We start from the raw sequence: 17,196 nt of genomic DNA on the forward strand, positions 1-17,196 counted from the left end.
CTCACGGCGCGATCCTCGTCATGAGGGTCCAGGGTAGTCGCGCGCGCCGACGCGGACGGGCGCCGTCGCACCGTCGGTGAGCGTGCGCGTCGTGGCGCCCGGCGACGACGGGCGTGCGTCGCCCCGGAACGACGGAGGCCGCCGTCCCCGAGGGGACGACGGCCTCCGTGCGAGCGGTACCGACGGGTCTTACTTGACCGTGACGGTCGCGCCGGCGCCCTTGAGCTGGTCGGCGGCCTTGTCGGCGGTCTCCTTGTTGACGCCCTCGAGGACGTTCGCGGGGGCACCGTCGACGAGCGCCTTCGCCTCGCCGAGGCCCAGGCTCGTGAGGGCGCGCACCTCCTTGATGACCTGGATCTTCTTGTCGCCGGCGGACTCGAGCACGACGTCGAACTCCGTCTTCTCCTCGACCTCCTCGGCCGGGGCGGCGCCCGCGCCACCAGCGGCGGCGACGGCGACGGGAGCGGCGGCGGTGACCTCGAAGACCTCCTCGAACTTCTTGACGAAGTCCGAGAGCTCGATGAGCGTGAGCTCCTTGAAGGCGTCGATGAGCTCGTCCTGGGACAGCTTGGCCATTGTTCTCTCCTTGCTACGTGGTGTGGTTGTCTACCGCAGGCCCGATCAGGCTGCGGACTCCTGCTTCTCGCGCAGTGCCTCGACGGTGCGGACGGCCTGCGAGAGGGGCGCGTTGAACAGGTACGCGGCGCCGAACAGCGATGCCTTGAAGGCGCCGGCCAGCTTGCCGAGCAGCACCTCCCGCGACTCGAGGTCGGCGAGCTTGTCCACCTCAGAAGCGGTCAGGGGGTTACCGTCGAAGTACCCCCCCTTGACCACGAGCTGAGGGTTCGCCTTGGCGAATGCACGCAGCGACTTCGCGACGGCGACGGTGTCACCGTGCACGAAGGCGATCGCGGACGGACCGGCCAGCTCGTCGTCGAACGACGAGATGCCCGCCTCGTTGGCAGCGATCTTCGTGAGCGTGTTCTTCACCACGGCGTACGTGGCGTGCTCGCGGATGTCAGTCCGCAGCTGCTTGAGCTGGGCAACCGTGAGACCGCGGTACTCGGTCAGCAGGACGGCGTTCGAGTTGCGGAAGTGATCCGACAGCTCGGCGACCGCAGCTTCCTTGTTCGCCATGGCTCTCCTTAGGGTCTGTGCCGGCAGCCCCCGGTCCCGAACACGAAAAAAGCTCCGGCGCAGAGGCTCGGAGCTGGACCCACGCGAGGCGTGTGAGCGGTTCGGAACACCTGCGCGGGCTGCCTCGTCGGACGAGGACCTTCGGCCACCACACCAGCGACAGTGGGAACTGTGCAGGCACGGCGGCAACCGGCGGTCTTTGGCTTCCGAAAGCGTACCAGTCCCGCCGCAGGGCCACAACCGGCGGACGACCGCTCACGCGCCCGACGCGGCGACTCCCGATCGGCGCAGGTCGTCCGGGCGCGACGGCACCGCCGGCAGACGGACCGTGAACACCGTGTCGCCCGGGACACTCCGGACGGACACGACGCCGCCGTGGGCCTGGACGACCGCGTCGACGATCGCGAGCCCGAGGCCGGTCGATCCGGCGGTCCGGCTCCGCGAGCTGTCGGCACGCGCGAACCGCTCGAACATCTTCGGCAGGAACGCGGGGTCGATTCCCTGTCCGGTGTCGCGGACGGTCAGGTCCACCCCCTCCGGACCGGTCGCGATCCCGACCGTGATCCGGGTGCCGTCCGGGGTGTGCGTGCGGGCGTTCGTGACGAGGTTGACGACCACCTGGTGCAACCGTGCGGCGTCGCCGAGCACCACGACGGGCTCGTCCGGCACGTCCACGTCGATGAGATGGCCGGGACTGGCGGCGTGCGCGTCGTTCACGGCGTCGAGGACGAGCCCGGTCAGGTCGACGTCGTCGAACTGGATCTCGCGCCCCTCGTCGAGTCGGGCGAGCAGCAGCAGGTCCTCGACCATCCCGGTCATCCGGACGGACTCGGCCTCCACGCGACTCATGGCGTACACGACGTCGTCGGGCAGGTCGACGGACATGCGCCGCGTCAGTTCGGCGTACCCGCGGATGGAGGCCAACGGGGTCCGGAGCTCGTGCGACGCGTCGGCGACGAACTGCCGGACCTTGTCCTCGCTGGCCTCACGGGCACGCATGGCGTCGCCGATGTGGCCGAGCATGCGGTTGAAGGCGGTGCCGACGCGCCCGACCTCGGTCCGCGGGTCGGTGTCCTGCTGCGGCACCCGCACGTCGGCGAGCTGGTCGCCTCGGACGAGGGGCAGGCGCGCGACCGTCGTCGCGGTCTCGGCGACGCGTTCGAGCGGGCGCAGGGAACGGCGGACGGCGTACGTGGCGACGAGGCTCGCGGCGACGAGCGCGACGACCATCACGACGACGACCACCCAGATGAGGTTCCAGATGCTCGCGTAGACCGGGGCCATCGGCAGGCCGACGACGAGCACGCCGTTCGTGGTCGCGACCGCGGCGACCCGGTAGTCACCGACGCTGCCCCCGAGGTGCACGGTCTGCGCCCCGTTCCCGACGGTCGCCTGCGCGAGCGTCTGCGCCTGGCCCGCGGTGAGCTGCTTGATGGAGCCGCTCTCCTGGATGATCGTGCTGAAGACACGGTTCCCGTTGAGGTACACGGCCGTGAGCGTGCCGGCCGCTTGACCCGCCGGTCGGGCGAGGTCGTCGGGAGGCGCGCCTCCGAATCCGCCGCCGCCCTGGTTCAGGTGGCTCTGCGCCCGGTCCGTCGCGTGTTCGATCTGCGAGTCGATGCTCGTCGTCTGGATGGTCGCGAGCGCGATGATGCTGCCCGCGCCGATCACCGCGCTCACGGCGACGACGAGGGCGACGATGCTGAGCACGAGGCGTCGACGGAGCGTCATGGGTGGAGGTGCCTTCGTCGGGGCGGTCCGGGCGTGGTCACCCGTCGATCAGGACGTCGGCTTGATGACGTAGCCGACGCCGCGGACCGTGTGGATCATCGGCGTCTCGCCCGCGTCGATCTTCTTGCGCAGGTACGAGATGTAGATCTCGACCACGCTCGACTTGCCACCGAAGTCGTAGCTCCAGACGCGGTCGAGGATCTGTGCCTTCGAGAGCACGCGTCGCGGGTTCCGCATGAGGAAGCGGAGGAGCTCGAACTCGGTGGCGGTGAGTTCGATCGACCGACCGGCACGGTGCACCTCGTACGACTCCTCGTCGAGCACGAGGTCGCCGACGGTGATCGTGGAGTCACCGGCCTCGGCGATGCTGATCTGCGACCGTCGGATCAGTCCGCGGAGCCGCGCCACGACCTCCTCCAGGCTGAACGGCTTCGTGACGTAGTCGTCGCCGCCCGCCGTGAGCCCGCTCACCCGGTCCTCGACGCTGTCCTTCGCGGTGAGGAAGAGGACGGGGGTGTCGTCGTTGTTCTGCCGGAGTCGGTTGAGGACCTGGAGGCCGTCGAGGTCCGGCATCATCACGTCGAGCACCATCGCGTCCGGCCGGAACTCGCGGGCCTTGGCCAGGGCGTCCTGACCGCCGTTCGCGCTCGTGACGTCCCATCCCTCGTACCGCAGGGCCATGGAGAGCAGGTCGGTCAGGCTGGACTCGTCGTCGACGACGAGGATGCGCAACGGCGAGCCGTCGGCACGGGTGAGACGGGGAGCGGCTGAGGGCTGGGAGATGGTCACGTCTTCCGAGTATCTGGACTCGCCTATGAGCGGTCTGAGGAGGACCGGAGGACCGCCTGTGGATGCGATGGCGTCGGCATCCCCGACATTTGTCGGGCGGCGGCGCAGCCGCTCCTCCGTGCGTACGGTGGCAGGGTGCTCCACCCGACCGCCGCGCCGTCCGCGCACCACCCGTCCGACACGACCGAGGAGGACTGACATGGTGAGCTTCGACCACCGGGAGCCCGGCACCGACCCCGCGTCGTGGACGACGTTCCTCGCGGAGCGGACGACGGAGCGGCTCGACCTCGACGGGATCGCGTCGGTCGTGGTGCTCGCACCCCACCCGGACGACGAGACCCTCGCCGCCGGGGGGCTGCTGGCGACGGCCGCCGAACTCGGGTTGCCGGCACGGGTCCTGCTCGCCACGCGCGGCGAGCGGTCGCACCCGGACTCCCCGACGACCACGCCCGAGCGGCTCGCCGCGCTCCGCGAGTCCGAGTTCGCGACGGCGCTCCAGGTGCTCCAGCCGGACATCCGCGCCACCCGCGTCCGCCTGCCGGACGGCGAGCTCCGCGAGCACCGCTCGACGTTGCGTGACGCGCTCGACCACGTCCTCGCGGGCATGCCGACCCCAACCCTCCTCGCGGCGCCGTGGACGGGTGACGGTGACCGCGACCACCGCGCCGCGGGCGAGGTGGCCGAGGAGGCCGCCGCCGCCCACGACGGCGTGACGCTCGTCGAGTACCCGATCTGGATGTGGCACTGGGACGACCCCGCGTCGGCGAGCGGTCCGTGGGACCGTGTCACGGCCCTCCCGGTCCCGCCCGCGCTGCGTGAGCGGAAGTTCATCGCGCTCACGATGTACGCGTCGCAGGTCGGCGCGCTCTCGGACGCCCCGGGCGACGAGGCGATCGTCGACCTCCGTCACCTCGAGCACTTCACGCGCGCGGAGGAGGTCTTCTTCCGCATCGCCGCCACCGAGCGGCCGAGCATCGAGGAGCCCGGAACGACGGCAGCACCCGCCGAGGAGGAGCCCGGAACCACGGCAGCACCCGCCGAGGAGGAGCCCGGAACGACGGCAGCACCGGTCGAGGAGGACCCCAGGACGACCCCCGCACCGGGCGGGGGCGAGGCCGGACCGGCGGACCAGCCGTCGCCGGACGGGTCCGGCTCGCGGACCCGCGCGTCCTCCGAGGCGCACTCCGCGCGCCGACTGGACGGCCGGGACTTCGAGCACGACTGGTACGAGCGCCGGAAGCGGGCCGTCACGGTGGCGGCGCTCCCGCGCGAGCGCTGGCGGTCCGCGCTCGAGATCGGCTGCGCGACGGGGTTCCTCACCCGTGAGCTCACGGAGCGGACGGACGCGGTGCTCGGCGTCGACATGGCCCGGGCACCCCTCGAGCAGGCCCGCCGCACGGCACCGCGCGCGACGTTCCTCCGCATGACCGTCCCCCAGGAGTGGCCGGACGGGCGCTTCGACCTCGTCGTGCTGTCCGAGGTCGGCCACGACCTGAGCGCCGCCGACCTCGGAACGACGGTCGAGCGGGTGTTCCGGTCCCTCGACCCAGACGGGGTCCTCGTCGCATGCCACTGGCGCCACCCGATCGGCGACGCTGCGCTCGACGGCGACGCCGTGCACGCCCGCCTCCGCGCGCGCTGGCCCCGGTCACCGCTCGTGCACCACGAGGAGGACGACTTCGTCCTCGACGTGTTCCCCGGCCCGGCCGTCCCCTCGGTCGCGCAGGCGTCCGGTCTCGTCCGGTGAGGTGCTGAGCCGAGGTCGACCGCACTGGGGAATCCCATAGGAGCGGGCAACTCCGCGCACAGCACCCCTCCCTACGGTCTCCTCGTCGGCCCCGTCCTGCGACAGCATGACGGTGTTCCCCGCCGGCCCCTGCGAGGAGAACCATGTTCCTGACCTACCTCAGGCGCGAGCTCACGAACCGCAAGAAGCAGACCGTGATCATCGCGATCGGGATGGCGTTGGCCATCGCGCTCGTGATCATCGTGTCGTCGATCTCGAGCGGCGTGAAGGCAGCGCAGTCCACTGTGTTGCAGTCCGTGTACGGCGTCGGCACCGACATCACGGTCACCCAGACCGCGAGCGCCACCACGGACGGCGGCCGCCCGAGCTTCGGCTTCGGCCAGAGCGGCGGTGCCACCGGCAGCGACGGCACCACGAAGCTGTCGAAGTCGCGGCTGTCGGTCACCCGCGGCACCACCGCCATGTCGGACAGCACCGTGACGACGGTCACCTCCACGGCCGGCGTGTCCGCCGCGTCCGGGGTGCTGAACCTCACGAACAGCACGTTCTCGGGTTCCATCGCCCAGCGACAGGACTCGTCCTCCGGCACGTCGGGCTCGTCCGGCTCGTCCGGCACGCGTCAGGCGCCGACGGGCGGTCAGGGCGGCGGGTTCGGCGGCGGGAACTTCAGCATCGACGAGTTCACGGTCACGGGCATGCCGACGAGCAGCAGCACGGTCGGCCCGCTGACGAGCGCGAAGCTCACGAAGGGGCGGGCGCTCCGGTCCTCGGACGCGGGCAAGGACGTCGTCGTGCTCGACAAGACGTACGCCAAGAGCCAGTCGAAGACCGTCGGCGACACCATCTCGATCGGCGACACGACGTTCACCGTGGTCGGCATCGTGGCGTCCACGTCGTCCGACTCCGCGACCGCGTCGGATTCGTACATCCCGCTCGACACCGCACAGAAGCTCTCGAGCGAGACCGGCAAGGTCACCACGATCTACGTCTCCGCGGCCTCGTCCTCGAACGTCAGCAGCATCAAGACCGCGCTCGAGAAGAAGCTCACCAAGGCGACCGTCTCCACCGAGGCCGACCTCGCATCGAGCGTGTCCGGGTCCCTCTCGACCGCGTCGAGCCTCGTGTCGAACCTCGGCACCTGGCTGTCGATCGTGGTCCTCGCCGCCGCGTTCCTCATCGCCATCCTGTTCACGATCTCCGGCGTGAGCCGCCGCACCCGCGAGTTCGGCACCCTGAAGGCCATCGGCTGGTCCAACGGCCGCATCACCCGGCAGGTCGCCGGGGAGTCGTTCGTCCAGGGCATCATCGGCGGCGTCGTCGGAGCCATCGCGGGCCTGGTCGGCATCCTCGTCATCAACGTCATCGCACCCACCATCTCCGCCAGCGCCTCCAGCACCGGCACGAACGGGGCCCGTGGCGCCCCCGGCAGCGGCGGCGGGTTCCCCGGGGCCGCCGCAACCGGCGCGCCGAACGCCGGCACGAGCGGATCCGGTGCGACCTCGGGTGGGTTCGGCGGGGCGGGGGGCTTCGGCGGCGGACAGACGGCCTCGACCACCGACGTCGTGCTGCACGCCCCCGTCACCGTCGAGATCATCCTCGTCGCGATCGGTCTGGCGATCCTCGGCGGGCTGCTCGCCGGTGTCCTCGGCGGCTGGCGGGCCTCCCGGCTCCGCCCGGCAGAAGCACTCCGGAGCGTCGCCTGATGCCCACCGACACGTCCTCGAACCCCTCTCGGATCCCGAGCGCCACCGACCAGTCAGGAGCACCGATGTCCACCACGGACCGCGTCTCGACCATCGCACCCGCCGCAGCACCGGCCAGCGGGAACCGCCCGATGTACCAGCTGAGTGGCGTCGGCAAGACCTACGCCCAGAAGAACAAGAAGGTCACCGCCCTGGCCGGGGTCGACCTCGAGATCCCGACCGGCCAGCTCGTCGCGATCCAGGGTCCGACCGGCGGCGGCAAGTCGACGCTGCTGCAGATGCTCGGCGCGCTCGACCGACCCACGTCCGGGTCCGTCGTGCTCGGCGACCGGGACATCGCCAAGCTCGGCGACGGCGCCCTCACCGAGATCCGGGCATCCGAGATCGGGTTCGTGTTCCAGTCCTTCAACCTCATCCCGACGCTGACCGCTCGCGAGAACGTCGAGACGGCGTTCGCGGGGTCGCTCGCCCGGTCGTCACGTGACGAGATCACCCGGAGCGCGACCGCGGCGCTCGAGTCGGTCGGACTGGGCGAGCGCCTCGAGCACCTGCCCGCCGAGCTGTCCGGCGGCCAGCAGCAGCGTGTCGCGATCGCCCGGGCGCTGGTCAAGAACCCGAAGGTGCTCCTGGCGGACGAACCGACGGGGGCACTCGACGAGGGCACCCGTGACGAGATCATGTCGATCATCGAGGGTCAGTGGAAGGACCGCGGCCTGACCGTCGTCATCGTGACGCACGACTCGTGGGTCGCCCGCCGCGCCGAGCGCCGTCTGCACATCAAGAACGGCCAGGTGCGCGACATCTGACCGTCCCGCACGCACGGCATCTGCGTCGAAATCGCACGACACGCCGCTTCCCCATGACGGGAGGCGGCGTGTCGTGCGATCTCGACGCGGGTCAGTCGACTGGGTAGTCGCAGTAGGCGAACCACGTCGAGCTCGGCGCCCACGGCGGCACGTTCACCGTTCCCTGGCCACCCTGCATCACCGCGACGGTCCGCGGAGCCTCGGTCGTGGTCCCGAGCACGGCGTCACCGGGGAGCATCCGGAGTTCGACGTCGCGGTCGGCCGGGTGCCCCTGGGTACCCGTCGGGTACGCCAGGTACAGCAGGTGCCGGCCGTCCGGGGACGGGTGGGGGAACCAGTTCACGCGCTCGTCGTGCGTCAGTTGCTCCGCTCGTTCCGTCAGCGCGGGGTGCTCCGCGGTGCTGTCCGGCACCCCGTCGAGTCGCAACCGTGTCAGCTGCGCGTGCCCGGGCTCGGGCTCCCATCGTTCGGAGTTCCAGAGCAGGGCGGACCCGTCCGGGGCGAACACCACGCCGTCGTCGGCGTGCTCGTCGCGCGTCACGAACGTCGGCTCGCCGGTCGCCGGGTCCACGAGCGCGACGTCCGTCGACCACACGCCGTCGTCCGACAGCTCGCCGACGATCGCCGCGAGCGAGGACCCGTCGGGCGCGATGCCGTGCAGGTAGAACTTGCGGCGGACCGGCGCGGCGGCGGCGTCGGTGATGCGCTCGGCAGGCTCGGCCGCGGTGCCCTCGGGCAGTGCGACGCGGTAGAGGTCGCCGTCGCGGGCGGAGACCACGATCGAGGTGCCGGACGGATCGAGCACGTGGTCGTTGTTGATCTCCGGGACACCGTCCATCGGGACCCGCGCCAGGTCGTTCTCGTCGAGGACCACGCCGGTCCGCGGCACGGGGAGCGTGAAGAGGTCGCCGTCGCCGTTGAGCACGAGCCGTTCGTCCGAGGTCCCCGCCCGGTCGATCCACACGTTCGGCGCCTCGACGAGCACGCGGTCACTCACGAACACGACGCGGTCCTCGCCGGTCGTCACGTCGACCACGTGCACCCGGCTCGTCTGTCCGGGCCGCAGCTGCCGCCCGCGCGGCTCACTCGTGCTGTCGTCGCTCATGGTCTCCATCCTCTCCTGGTCCGCCGCCGTCCGCCGGTCGCTCGGACGCGCCGTGCGGAGACAGGTCGGCCTGTCCCGCCGGCTCCGGACCGTCGCGCCAGCGACGGGGCGACCGTGCCGGGAGGGACGGTGCGGGTCCGACCCGCACCGTCCCTCCGCGAGTGGCTCGTCCCTACTTGACGGCGCCTGCGGTCAGACCGGCGACGAACTGCCGCTGGACGATGAGGAACGCGACGACGACCGGGATGCTGACCACGAGCGAGGCGGCCATGATCTGGTTCCAGTACACGTTCGTCTGGGTCGAGTACTGCTGCAGGCCCACGGCGAGGGTCTGCGAGTTCCCGTTCGTCAGGACGGACGCGAACAGCACCTCACCCCAGCTCGTCATGAACGAGTAGATCGCGACGGCCACGATGCCCGGTCGCGCGGCCGGCAGGATCACCCGGAACAACGCCCCGAGCGGACCCGACCCGTCCACCATGGCGGCCTCGTCGAGATCGCGCGGGATGGTCTCGAAGTAGCCGGCGAGCATCCAGATCGAGAACGGCAGCACGAACGTCAGGTAGGTGATGATCAGGCCGAGCTGGGTGCCGACGAGCTGGATGCCGAGCAGCTGGTCCAGGTTGACGAAGATGAGGTACAGCGGCAGCAGGAACAGCACGCCGGGGAACATCTGGGTCGCCAGGATCGAGGTGGTGAACGTGCTGCGACCGCGGAACGTCCACCGCGACACCGCGTAGGCGGCGAAGATCGCGATGGCGAGCGAGAACAGCGTCGCGATCGAGCAGACGACCAGGCTGTTCACGAAGTAGGTCGCCAGCGGCACCGTGGTCCAGATGTCGATGAACGGCTGGAAGGTGAGGTGTGTCGGGATCCACGTGAACGCGCCCTGCACGTCACCGAGCGGCTTGAGGGCCGAGGTGATCATGACGTACAGGGGCACGATCGTGAAGATCGACAGCAGGACGATGACGATGACGCGGAACGTCTTGGAGCCAGTTGTCTCACGCACGCTGGGACCTCCGGTTGGTGAAGAGCAGGTAGGCGCTCGTGACGATGAGCAGGAACAGCAACAGCAGCACGCTCATCGCGGCACCGGAGCCGAAGTTCCACGTGATGAACGAGGCGTTGTAGATGTGGAACGAGATGAGGTCCGCGGCCGGCGGCTGCGCGGTCGAGCCGAACAGCACGTAGGGCGTGTTGAAGTCGTTGAACGTCCAGAGGAACATCACGAGGACCAGGGTGACGTTGACCGACCGCACCATCGGCAGGGTGATGCTGCGCCACTGCCGGAACGGCTTGGCGCCGTCCACCGAGCTCGCCTCGTAGACGTCCTGCGGGATCGACTGCAGGCCTGCCATGAGCATGAGGAACGCGAACGGCCACAGCCGCCAGATGGCGACGATCACGATCGCGACGAACGCGTTGTTGCCGATGAGCCAGAACGGACCGTGCGCCATGAGGTGCAGCTGGTCGACGAGGATGTGGTTGATCGCGCCGGTGTCGCGCTGGAACATGAACTTCCAGGCGATGATGCCGGCGTAGAGGGGCAGCGCGTAGGGCACCAGGAACAGCGTGCGGAACAGGGAGCGTCCGCGGAACTCGCGCTGCAGGGCGACCGCCGCGGCCATGCCGAGGACCCACGCGAACCCGACCACCAGGACGGTGAACCCGCACGTGACCAGGAACGAGTTGAGCAGGCTCTTGCCGATCGCCTGGTTGAAGTCGAGCGCGACGCTGTAGTTGTGCAGGCCCGCCCACGGTGCGCTCGACCAGTTGGCGATGAAGTACTTGGTGAGCTGGACGAGGCTGATCCAGATGCCCGTGAGCATCGGGACGATGTGGATGAGCAGCTCGAACAGGATCGCGGGAGCCAGGAGCACGTACGGCAGCCACTGCCCGTGACGGCGCCGCTTGGGCGGCTTGTTCGCGAGCGTGGACCGTGAGTCGGTCGTCAGCTCCGCAGCTCGGGACGACTCGGGGAGGACCGTCGTTGACATGTGGATCACCTTCCGGCGGGTGCAGGGATGGGAAGGGGCGGCGCCCCGGGCGATGGCACCATCGCCCGGGGCGCCGTCGGGATCAGCCGTTGGCCTGGGACACCTGGTCCTGCGCGGTCTGCAGCGCCGACTTGATCTGGCTCGTCGACACCGTGCTGCCGGTGGCGATCTTGGCGAACATGTCGTTCATCGACTTGCCCACGGTGGACTCGAACTGGTCCTCGGCCGGCACCAGCGGCAGCGGCTTCGCCATCGTGTTGTAGATGTTGAGGAACGTCTTCGTCTCGGCGGACAGGTCCGTCGCGTTCGCGGCGCTCTTGAGCACCGGCAGGGCCGCGTACGGCTTGTCGAGGGTCGCCTGGGTGCTCTCGCTCGTCATGAACTTGACGAACTTGAGCGCGCCGTCCTTGTTCTTCGTGTTCTTGAAGATGGACAGGTTGATACCGGCCGGGAAGCTCGCGATCTGCTTCGCACCCGTCGGCGCCGGGAAGGGCACCACACCGTACTTGTCGGCGGACATGCCGTTCGACTGGATGGTGGCGTCGGCGTTGTTCTGGTTGAGGATCATCGCCGCCTTGCCCTTGGCGAAGTCCGACGTCGACTGCGTCGCGTTGTCGTACTGGGCGTTCGAGGTGTTCACGGCCTTCTGGGTCTGCATCAGGTCGAGGTACCGCTTGATGCCGTTGACGTTCGCGGTCGAGGTGAACGTCGGGTCACCCTTGCTGTTGAACCACTGGCCACCGTTCTGCGCCGAGTTGATGAACGCGAAGTGCGCGTTCTCGGTGTAGGAACCCGCGGCGAGGGAGAACCCGTACTGACCCTTGGCCGGGTCGGTGAGCTTCTGCGCGTCGCTCGTCAGTTCCTCCCACGTCGTCGGCGGCTTGAGACCGGCGGCGGCGAACATGGCCTTGTTGTAGAAGAGGCCGTAGGCGAGGCCGTAGAGCGGGACGCTCGTCACGGTCTTGCCGGGGGCACCACCGGTGGACAGCGGCACCTTGCCGAACTTGTCCGAGCCGCCGATCGCCTTCATCGCCGAGCTGTCGAACGGCATGAACGCGCCGGTGGCCTGGAGCGAGGTCGCCCAGGTGTTGCCGATGTTGACCACGTCCGGGCCCTGGCCACTCGTGACCGCGGTCTGGATCTTGTTCTGCAGGTCGTTCCACCCGATGACCTGGAGGTTCACCTTGATCCCGGTCTGCTTGGTGAACTTGGCCAGCTCCGGCGTGAGCACCTCCTTGTCGTTCTGGAGGCTCGTGCCCTGGTTGCTCGCCCAGTAGGTGAGCGTCTTGCCGTCGCTGCTGGAGGATCCGGATGAACCGGAGGAGGAACAGGCCGCGAGGCCCGTGACCATCAGTGCGCCTGCGGCGGCGACGGCCAGTGCGCGGAATGTGGTGCGCATGACTCTCTGCTTTCTCGTCGTTGAGTGGGAGGTGCTTTCGGGAAGGGAAAAGAAGGGAAACGGAAGTTCGGGGACCCGCGCGGCCGTCGGTGTCGGCCGCGCGGGTCGGGGTCAGGCGAGCGTCGACGCCGCCGGGTCGAAGTCCTCGGGGAGGACGGGACTCGAGGACACCGTGCTCTCGACGCGGACGGGGCCGTGCTGCTCGGCGGCCTCGGCGATCGAGACCATGACGTCGAGCACGTGGAACGCCAGCGCACCGGGGACGCGTTCCGGCACGTCGGCGCGGATCGCGCGAGCGAGCTCGACGACGCCGGTCCCCCGCGTGTAGGTCGACCCCGTGGCCGGGATGACCTCGGGCTCCTCGGAGCCGGCGGTCCAGAGCTTCGTGTCCCCGTCGAACATGTTCGGGTCGGGGAACACCACGGTGCCCGTCTCGCCCGAGACCTCGACGAACCCGGCACGCGGCTGGGCCGACTCGAAGCTGAAGATGCTCTGCGCGCTGCCACCGTTCTCGAACTCGATGAGCGCCGAGTAGTGCGTCGGGACCTCGACCGGGAACTCCGTGCCGGCCTTCGGCCCGGACCCGATCACACGGGTGGCGCGGGCCTTCGACGCGGTTGCGCTCACCTGCGCGACCGGGCCGAACACCTGGACGAGCGTCGTGAGGTAGTACGGGCCGATGTCGAACAGCGGGCCACCGCCGAACGCGAACAGGAACTCGGGGCTCGGGTGCCAGGACTCGGGGCCAGGGCTCTGCATGATCGTCAACGCGTTGAGGGGCGTGCCGATCGCGCCACCGGCGATGGTGCGGAGGGACGTCTGGAGCCCGGCGCCGAGGAACGTGTCCGGCGCGACGCACACGCGCTTGCCCGCGGCGTGGGCCGCCTCGACGAGGGCGCGGCCGCTCTCGCGGTCGAGGGCGTACGGCTTCTCGCCCCAGACGTGCTTGCCGGCCTCGAGTGCCTTGGTGGCGACCTCGACGTGGGCGGCGGGGATGGTCAGGTTCACGACGATCTCGATGTCGTCGATGGCGAGGAGTTCATCGACCGTGCCGGAGCCGGGGACGTTCCACTTCTCGGCCTGTGCCGCCGCACGCGGCAGGTCGATGTCCGCGATGAACAGGACCTCGAGGTCGGGGAAGACGGTGAGGTTGGAGAGGTACTGGTCGCTGATCACGCCGGCGCCGATGACGCCGACGCCGACTCGGCCGGTGCGTGCGGCGCTCATGCCTGGACCCCCGTGAGGAAGGCGTGGCTGTCGGCGACGGCCTGGAACACGTCGCCCTCGTGGTCGTCGAGTTCGATGACCTGCTGGGCCTGCGGCGCCGCGGCGATGATCTCGCGGACGGGCATGATGCCGTTGCCGACCGCGACCTGGGCCTTGTCGTTCTTCGTCCCGTCACCGTCCTTGACGTGCAGGAACCGGACCTTGTCACCGAGCTTGCCGAGGATCTCGACCGCGGAGTCACCCCCGACCTGGCACCAGTACGTGTCGAGCTCGAGCACGACGTCGTCGTGCAGGGCGTTCGCGAACACCTCGTAGGCGGAGACGCCGTCGATGCGGTGCTCGAACTCGAACGCGTGGTTGTGGTACCCGAGGGCCATCCCGTGGTCCGCTGCCCGTGCGGCGACGGCTCCGAGCTCGCGGGCGATCGCCTCGACGTCCTCGCGGGTGGTCCAGCGCGCCTCGTGGATGTGCGGGTCGATGAGCGTGGTGAGGCCGACGGTGACGCTCGCGCTGAGGATGCGATCGAGGTCGAGGCCGGCGTCGCCGAGGAGGCGAGCGTGACCGCTCGGCGCGGTGAGGCCCGTGGCCTGCAGCGCCTCGGCGTACTCGTCCGCGCGGTCGACGTAGCCGGCGAGCTCGACGTTCGTGAACCCGATGTCGGCGATGCGCCGCAGGGTTCCGGGTAGATCGGTCGCGATGGCGTCCCGGACGGTGTAGAGCTGGACCGAAAGCGGTGGGGTCACCTGGTTCTCCTCGTCGAGTGGTGCGGTACCGGCCGGTGTCGGTCCTCCTCCGCGAGGGGCGCCGGCGCTGGCCGCAGGTCACACTACGAGCACTTCTGCCGAGCGTCAAGCAGAAGTCCCATGTCGCTCGGCGATCTTGCTTGCTGCCGCCGTCGTTAGTGTGGTTCACTCCGACCATGGTCGATCTGACGCGTGCGGCAGCGCCGCCCACCGTCGGGGCGAGTGAGCTGTTCCAGATCCTGCGGGACGGCGTCCCCCGTACCCGCGCCGAACTCGCCGCCCGCACCGGGCTGTCCCGCTCGACCGTCAGCGTGCGCCTCGACGCGCTCGTCGAGGTCGGCCTCGTCGGCCCGCTCGACACCGCTGTCTCGACGGGCGGACGGCCACCCGCGCAGATCGCACTCCGACCGACCGCGCGGGTCGTCGCCGCCGCCGACCTCGGTGCCTCCCACGGGCGTGTCGCGCTGACCGACCTCATGGGCAACCGCCTCGCGATGGACGAGGCCCGCATCGACATCGCCGAGGGGCCCGTCCCGATCCTCGAGTGGCTCGTCGGGCGCCTGGACCTGCTGCTCGACCGGATCGGTCGCCGCCGCGAGGACGTCGTCGCCATCGGGATCGGTCTGCCGGGCCCGGTCGAGTTCTCCACCGGACGCCCCGCCAATCCGCCGATCATGCGCGGCTGGGACGGCTTCGACGTCCCCGGATGGGTGCGCCAGCACATCGACACCCACGTGCTCGTCGACAACGACGTCAACATCGCGGCGCTCGGCGAACGGGAGCACGCGTGGCCGGACGTCGACCACATGATGTTCGTCAAGGTCGCCACCGGTATCGGCTCCGGCATCGTGTCCGAGGGTCGCCTCCAGCGTGGCGCTCAGGGCACCGCCGGCGACATCGGGCACGTCCGCGTCGCCCGCGCGGGCGAGGTCCCCTGCCACTGCGGCAACACGGGCTGCCTGGAGGCCGTCGCCTCCGGTCCGGCGATCGCCCGCGCGCTGCGCGCGAAGGGCCACGACGTCACGTCGAGCGAGGACATCCTCGCGCTCGTCGCCCGCGCGGACATCGACGCGATCGGCGCCGTCCGGCAGGCCGGCCGCGACATCGGCGAGGTCCTCGCCACGTGCGTCTCGCTCATGAACCCGGCCGTCATCGCGCTCGGCGGGTCGATGGCGCAGGCGGGGGAACACCTCCTGGCCGGCGTGCGCGAGGTCGTCTACTCCCGATCCATGCCGCTCGCGACCTCGCACCTGGTCATCGCGCAGTCCCGCGCGGGCTCCGCCGCCGCGTTGCACGGCGCGTCCGCCCTGGCGATCGACTACGCGCTCTCCCCCGCAGGGATCGACGAGATGGTGGCCGTGGGCGAGGATCGCCGCCTCGTGTCCTCCTGACCGTCCCGGCGCGAGGGACAATGGTCGCGTGACCATCGTGCAGCCGACGCTCTCCCTCTGGGACGACGACGACGCGTACGACCGGTTCACGGTCCTCCGCGACCACACCGCGCGCATCCTGGCCGACGCGACCGACCGCGTCGGCTGGCTCCGTGCCCGCGCGGCCGGGATCACCGCGACCGACGTCGCCCGGCTCGCGTCCCTCCACGCCGTGGAGGCCGTGGTCGCCGACAAGCGCTACGGCTCACGGTTCTCGGGCAACGCGTTCACGGACCACGGTCGCGAACGCGAACCGGTGATCGCCGCCTGGGTCGCCGCCACGCACGGCATCGAACCGTCGAGCGCCCTGTTCCACGCCCGCACGAACCGAGCCCACCTCGCCACACCGGACGGCGTCGGACACGATCACCAGGGTCGTCTGGTGCTCGCCGAGATCAAGACGACGTCGACGGGCTGGCGTCGGATCCCCCGCCACTACCTGCGGCAGATCTGGTGGCAGCAGTACGTGCTCGGCGCTGAGCGCACGCTGTTCGTGTGGGAACGACACGACGACTTCGTGCCCGTCGCCGACGAGCCCGAGTGCCGCTGGGTGGATCGCGACGACGACCAGATCCGCGGGCTCGTCGAACTCGCCGACCTCGTGCTCGACCGCCTCCGCGTCGCGCGGAGCTGACGCCGGGGCTACCGCCGCTCGACGCGGAGGAGCCGCACCCGCGCCACCCGCGCGACGACGATGCCGATGAGGGTGATGAACACCCCGATCGCCACACATGCGATCGCCACGACGCCGTAGCCCTGCCGCGGATCGAGGAACGGGTACGGCACCCAGCCGTCGGTGCCGCCCCGGACGAGGACCACGCCGAGCCAGACCGCGGGGTAGACGAGGAACCACGGAACGCGCCGCAGCGAGATCGGACGTCGGTCGTCGACGAAGAGCCAGTCGAGTGCCAGGTAGAGCGGCACCCAGCGGTGCAGGACGTCGTTCGACCAGGCGAGCCCGAACGCGCCGAGCGGGACGTGCACGAGGAGGGTGTTGTACACGACGCCCGTCGTGGCCATGTACGTCGTGGCAGCGGCGCGCACGAACGTCAACCGGCTCGTCGACCGTCCACGCGCGGCGAGCACCACGACCGCGACGAGCACCACCGCGGCCACGCAGTTCGACTGGATGGTGAAGTACCCGAAGAAGTCCCACGGTCGGAACACGTCCCCGCGCACGAGCACCACGAGCTGTCCCACCACCGCGGTCACGATCGCGATCGCGACGACGAGCCGGACGGCGGACACGACGGTGAGGCTGGTGCGCACGTGGCTCACAGTAGTGGCCCCGGCTGCTGCACCGGGCCTCCCGACAGCTGCCTGTGGACGTCTGCGGAGCGCGGGCGGTGCTGTGGGCGGACGGTCCCTGTCGGCGGATG

General features: G+C 70.1%; 16 protein-coding genes. 5 read left to right on the plus strand and 11 right to left on the minus strand.

The window, feature by feature from the left end; all coding sequences use genetic code 11:
• Positions 1 to 189: 189 nt before the first annotated feature.
• The 4 genes from rplL to DEI92_RS11105 form a co-directional block, all read right to left on the minus strand.
• Positions 190 to 576, minus strand: a complete 387-nt coding sequence (gene rplL, locus DEI92_RS11090) for a 50S ribosomal protein L7/L12 (protein ID WP_111009457.1) — start codon at positions 574 to 576, stop codon at positions 190 to 192.
• Between the two features lie 45 nt (positions 577 to 621).
• Positions 622 to 1,137 (minus strand): 50S ribosomal protein L10, encoded by a 516-nt coding sequence (gene rplJ, locus DEI92_RS11095; RefSeq protein WP_111009456.1) that lies wholly within the window; start codon positions 1,135 to 1,137, stop codon positions 622 to 624.
• 255 nt (positions 1,138 to 1,392) lie between these two features.
• Positions 1,393 to 2,868 (minus strand): cell wall metabolism sensor histidine kinase WalK, encoded by a 1,476-nt coding sequence (locus DEI92_RS11100; RefSeq protein ID WP_111013526.1) that lies wholly within the window; start codon positions 2,866 to 2,868, stop codon positions 1,393 to 1,395.
• A 48-nt stretch (positions 2,869 to 2,916) separates the two neighbouring features.
• Positions 2,917 to 3,657, minus strand: a complete 741-nt coding sequence (locus DEI92_RS11105; RefSeq protein WP_111009454.1) for a response regulator transcription factor — start codon at positions 3,655 to 3,657, stop codon at positions 2,917 to 2,919.
• Positions 3,658 to 3,856: 199 nt separating this feature from the next.
• Here DEI92_RS11105 and DEI92_RS11110 point away from each other — a divergent pair, with 199 nt between their 5' ends.
• The 3 genes from DEI92_RS11110 (at position 3,857) to DEI92_RS11120 (ending at position 7,913) form a co-directional block, all read left to right on the plus strand.
• Positions 3,857 to 5,404 carry a bifunctional PIG-L family deacetylase/class I SAM-dependent methyltransferase gene (locus DEI92_RS11110; RefSeq protein WP_181434847.1) on the plus strand — a complete coding sequence of 516 codons (1,548 nt, stop codon included), beginning with the start codon at positions 3,857 to 3,859 and terminating at the stop codon, positions 5,402 to 5,404.
• A gap of 143 nt (positions 5,405 to 5,547) precedes the next feature.
• Positions 5,548 to 7,107 (plus strand): ABC transporter permease, encoded by a 1,560-nt coding sequence (locus tag DEI92_RS11115; RefSeq protein WP_111013528.1) that lies wholly within the window; start codon positions 5,548 to 5,550, stop codon positions 7,105 to 7,107.
• Between the two features lie 131 nt (positions 7,108 to 7,238).
• Positions 7,239 to 7,913 (plus strand): ABC transporter ATP-binding protein, encoded by a 675-nt coding sequence (locus DEI92_RS11120; protein WP_111013594.1) that lies wholly within the window; start codon positions 7,239 to 7,241, stop codon positions 7,911 to 7,913.
• 91 nt (positions 7,914 to 8,004) lie between these two features.
• On the opposite strand, the gene DEI92_RS11125 is transcribed toward DEI92_RS11120, so the two are convergent.
• The 6 genes from DEI92_RS11125 to DEI92_RS11150 form a co-directional block, all read right to left on the minus strand.
• On the minus strand, positions 8,005 to 9,018 hold the full coding sequence (locus DEI92_RS11125; RefSeq protein WP_111013595.1) for a biopolymer transporter Tol: 1,014 nt from the start codon (positions 9,016 to 9,018) through the stop codon (positions 8,005 to 8,007).
• Positions 9,019 to 9,190: 172 nt separating this feature from the next.
• On the minus strand, positions 9,191 to 10,030 hold the full coding sequence (locus tag DEI92_RS11130; protein WP_111013529.1) for a carbohydrate ABC transporter permease: 840 nt from the start codon (positions 10,028 to 10,030) through the stop codon (positions 9,191 to 9,193).
• Complete coding sequence (locus DEI92_RS11135; protein WP_111009450.1) at positions 10,023 to 11,018, minus strand: carbohydrate ABC transporter permease; 996 nt, start codon at positions 11,016 to 11,018, stop codon at positions 10,023 to 10,025. Before DEI92_RS11135 ends, DEI92_RS11130 begins: the two co-directional genes overlap by 8 nt.
• An 82-nt stretch (positions 11,019 to 11,100) precedes the next feature.
• A complete protein-coding gene (locus DEI92_RS11140; RefSeq protein WP_111009449.1) occupies positions 11,101 to 12,417 on the minus strand; it encodes an ABC transporter substrate-binding protein in 1,317 nt (438 codons plus the stop codon).
• A gap of 111 nt (positions 12,418 to 12,528) precedes the next feature.
• On the minus strand, positions 12,529 to 13,644 hold the full coding sequence (locus tag DEI92_RS11145) for a Gfo/Idh/MocA family protein (RefSeq protein WP_111009448.1): 1,116 nt from the start codon (positions 13,642 to 13,644) through the stop codon (positions 12,529 to 12,531).
• Positions 13,641 to 14,387, minus strand: a complete 747-nt coding sequence (locus DEI92_RS11150) for a sugar phosphate isomerase/epimerase (protein ID WP_111013530.1) — start codon at positions 14,385 to 14,387, stop codon at positions 13,641 to 13,643. Before DEI92_RS11150 ends, DEI92_RS11145 begins: the two co-directional genes overlap by 4 nt.
• A gap of 176 nt (positions 14,388 to 14,563) precedes the next feature.
• Between DEI92_RS11150 and DEI92_RS11155 the strand changes: the two genes are divergently transcribed.
• Entirely contained in the window at positions 14,564 to 15,778 is a 1,215-nt protein-coding gene (locus tag DEI92_RS11155; RefSeq protein ID WP_111009446.1) for an ROK family transcriptional regulator, read from the plus strand.
• 28 nt (positions 15,779 to 15,806) lie between these two features.
• On the plus strand, positions 15,807 to 16,451 hold the full coding sequence (locus DEI92_RS11160) for a YqaJ viral recombinase family protein (RefSeq protein WP_111013531.1): 645 nt from the start codon (positions 15,807 to 15,809) through the stop codon (positions 16,449 to 16,451).
• A gap of 8 nt (positions 16,452 to 16,459) precedes the next feature.
• On the opposite strand, the gene DEI92_RS11165 is transcribed toward DEI92_RS11160, so the two are convergent.
• Positions 16,460 to 17,086 (minus strand): Pr6Pr family membrane protein, encoded by a 627-nt coding sequence (locus tag DEI92_RS11165; RefSeq protein WP_111009444.1) that lies wholly within the window; start codon positions 17,084 to 17,086, stop codon positions 16,460 to 16,462.
• Positions 17,087 to 17,196: the final 110 nt, after the last annotated feature.

It is taken from the genome of Curtobacterium sp. MCBD17_034, assembly GCF_003234515.1.
Taxonomy (GTDB): Bacteria; Actinomycetota; Actinomycetes; order Actinomycetales; family Microbacteriaceae; genus Curtobacterium.

Coding starts and splice junctions, on each gene's coding strand:
- DEI92_RS11100 (WP_111013526.1), bottom strand. CDS start 2,868: ATGACGCTCCGTCGACGCCTCGTGCTCAGCATCGTCGCCCTCGTCGTC.
- DEI92_RS11120 (WP_111013594.1), top strand. CDS start 7,239: ATGTACCAGCTGAGTGGCGTCGGCAAGACCTACGCCCAGAAGAACAAG.
- DEI92_RS11155 (WP_111009446.1), top strand. CDS start 14,564: ATGGTCGATCTGACGCGTGCGGCAGCGCCGCCCACCGTCGGGGCGAGT.
- DEI92_RS11125 (WP_111013595.1), bottom strand. CDS start 9,018: ATGAGCGACGACAGCACGAGTGAGCCGCGCGGGCGGCAGCTGCGGCCC.
- rplL (WP_111009457.1), bottom strand. CDS start 576: ATGGCCAAGCTGTCCCAGGACGAGCTCATCGACGCCTTCAAGGAGCTC.
- DEI92_RS11110 (WP_181434847.1), top strand. CDS start 3,857: ATGGTGAGCTTCGACCACCGGGAGCCCGGCACCGACCCCGCGTCGTGG.
- DEI92_RS11115 (WP_111013528.1), top strand. CDS start 5,548: ATGTTCCTGACCTACCTCAGGCGCGAGCTCACGAACCGCAAGAAGCAG.
- DEI92_RS11140 (WP_111009449.1), bottom strand. CDS start 12,417: ATGCGCACCACATTCCGCGCACTGGCCGTCGCCGCCGCAGGCGCACTG.
- rplJ (WP_111009456.1), bottom strand. CDS start 1,137: ATGGCGAACAAGGAAGCTGCGGTCGCCGAGCTGTCGGATCACTTCCGC.
- DEI92_RS11145 (WP_111009448.1), bottom strand. CDS start 13,644: ATGAGCGCCGCACGCACCGGCCGAGTCGGCGTCGGCGTCATCGGCGCC.
- DEI92_RS11135 (WP_111009450.1), bottom strand. CDS start 11,018: ATGTCAACGACGGTCCTCCCCGAGTCGTCCCGAGCTGCGGAGCTGACG.